At 70.3% G+C, this 2,471-nt stretch carries 2 protein-coding genes; both read right to left on the bottom strand.

Annotated elements, in window-relative coordinates; translation table 11 throughout:
* Window positions 1–1,157 (bottom strand): MFS transporter (locus AC1DEY_RS22870; RefSeq protein ID WP_476869997.1); only part of this gene is annotated, 1,157 nt, incomplete at its 3' end.
* Between the two features lie 213 nt (window positions 1,158–1,370).
* The coding region (locus tag AC1DEY_RS22865; RefSeq protein WP_476869996.1) for a diacylglycerol/lipid kinase family protein at window positions 1,371–2,471 on the bottom strand (1,101 nt) is incomplete at its 5' end.

Raw genomic sequence — 2,471 nt, 5'->3', positions numbered from 1 at the left:
GACACGTACATGCCCTGGCTCGAGGAAATGGCGACCACGCAATACGGCAGCCCCAGCAACGCGGTCAGCGCAATCACCAGCGGGACGGCGAGGGATACCGTCAGCAGCCACATGCACGCCGACGCGAAAATGAGCAGCCCGACGCCGGCGATCAGCACCCGCCGCACGCCGAACCTGTCGATCGCGCGGACCGCGAACGGTGTCCCGACCACCGAGATCGTCGCGAGCGGCAGCATCAGGATGCCCACGACGCCGGGATCGTAGCCGCCCGCGGTCTGCAGCAGCTGCGGCAGACCGAAGAACGCGAAGTAGTAGACGCCGTTGAACAGCGCGAAGCCCAGGTAGACCAGCAGCAAAGGCCGGTTGCGGCCCAGCAGCCGCAGGTCCAGGAACGGCGGGCTGAACCGCAGCTCCCGCCACGCGAACAGCGCCGCGAGGACCAGCCCTCCGCCCAGCAGCCACCACCGGTAGTCGGGCAGCACATTCAGCAGCGCCATCATCACCAGCACCAGGGCGCCGATGAAAGCCCCGATTCCSGGCAGGTCCGAGTCCCGSACCAGCTCCGACACCCGSCCGCGCTCCCGSAMACCGTCCGCCGGGGCAAACCGCCGGACCACGAGGATCGCCACCAGGGACAGCGGGACGTTGAYCAGGAACAGCGCCTGCCACCCCACCAGGCTCACCAGCAGCCCGCCCACCACRGGCCCGACGGCGGCGGCCGAGGTATTCGCCATCTGGATCCGGCCCAGCGGCCGKGTSGACTTCACGTTSGCCTCCCGCGCCAGYGCRGCGACCATGACGACGGCGCTCGGGTAGGCGGTCGCSGTGCCCAGTGCCATGAAGGCCCGGGCCACGCASAGSAGCGCGAAGTTCGGYGCGAAGGGAGCCAGCGCGCAGGTCACTGCCACCAGCGCCATGCCCAGCAGGAACAGCCTCCGCGGGCCGAAGCGGTCCGCSAGCCGGCCCATCAACGGCTGGCCGGCCGCGGAGGTGAGATAGAACGCGGTGATCACCCAGGTGACCGTGGCGACGTCGAGCCCGAARTCCTCGCGCARTACCACCAGGGCGACGGCGATCATCGAGGAATTCAGCGGGTTCAAGGACGTGCCGAGGCTGAGGCCGGCGACGGCCAGGCCTGTCCGGGGAGAGTTGCTCACGGCAACAGTCTGTCCTRCSSCKSCAGCCGAAATCGAACCAGGCGACACAYGCCGCGGCGTCGGRCGGGTTGGCKCGTCACGCAGCKCAGACWTTGGACGCCGCGGCCGTGGGCCGCTCCCGGGAATCCGCGGCGGACCGCGYGGCCGGGACCGGAAAGTCTGCTGTACGTGACGCCGGCCCCGCAAGGACGGACCTGCCAGCCGACGGCGACGTCACTCCCCTGCCGACGCCGGAGCGGACGGCGCGGGCGCATTCAGGTGCCGCCCCCACGCCAGCTCACGGAGCCGGACCAGGTCCAGGGAGGGCTGGGCCGGCGGGACGCCCGGACGATTCCGCGGAACCAGGACCCGCAGCGCGCCCGGCTCGATGGTGCAGCGCACCGGCGTGGTCATCAGCAGGGCCTCACCGTCCACGCCGACGGGAATCTCGGGCACGTCGGCGCCGACCACCACCTCCGGCGCRGTGCGTTGGATCAGGCCATGCTTCGTGGCCCGGCGCAGCAGTCCGACCGCTTCCCGGGTGCTSGCCGCGGAGAGCGCCACGGCGCCTAGAACGCCGCGGTCCAGCCGGGTCCGGCGGCCCAGGCCCGCGAGGTCATTGCTGCCGTAGGGACCGTTGCTCACCAGCACCGCCTGCGGGCCGTCCACCGTCACGCCGCCCACCTCGGCCCGCAGCCGTGCCCCCTTAGCRCCCTTGATCAGGTCCGGAAGCATTTGCAGCACCGTCCCGGCCTTGTCATCGCGGTACGCCGGGCTCTGCACCACCTCGGCGTACACCCCGAACGATGAGTTGTTGACGAACGTGCGGCCGTTGATCTTGCCAAGGTCGACGTGCAGCTCCACCCCGTCCTTCAGGGCCTCCAGGCAGCCGCTCGGGTCCTCCCGGTCCAGCCCGAGATCCAGGGCGAAATGATTGCGGGTGCCGGCGCTGATCACCAGGAACGGCAGGTTGTGCTCGGCCGCGATGCCCGCCACCAGGGCCTGGGTTCCGTCACCACCGGCGACGCCGAGCAGATCGGCCCCGCGTTCCACGGCCTGCCGGGTCAACGCATCCACATCCACCGGCCCCGGCCCCTCAAGAAGGGCCACCTCGGCTCCGAGTTCCTCTGCCTTCCTCTGGAGGTCGAACTTCACCACCTTGCCCCCGCCGGACCGCGGATTCATCACCAGGAAGGCGTGCTCCCAGGTGGGAGCGGGGTGCTCCTTCATTGCCTTGCCCTCCCCTGGTTCCCTGAGGGCGGCGCGGGCACAGACCAATGCAACAAACACCAGTGCAAGGGAGATGATCACTTCCCGGAGCAGGCTGGCTTGGAT

This window comes from Arthrobacter sp. 05T47, assembly GCF_056395825.1.
This window is presented reverse-complemented; position numbering and strand designations above follow the sequence as displayed.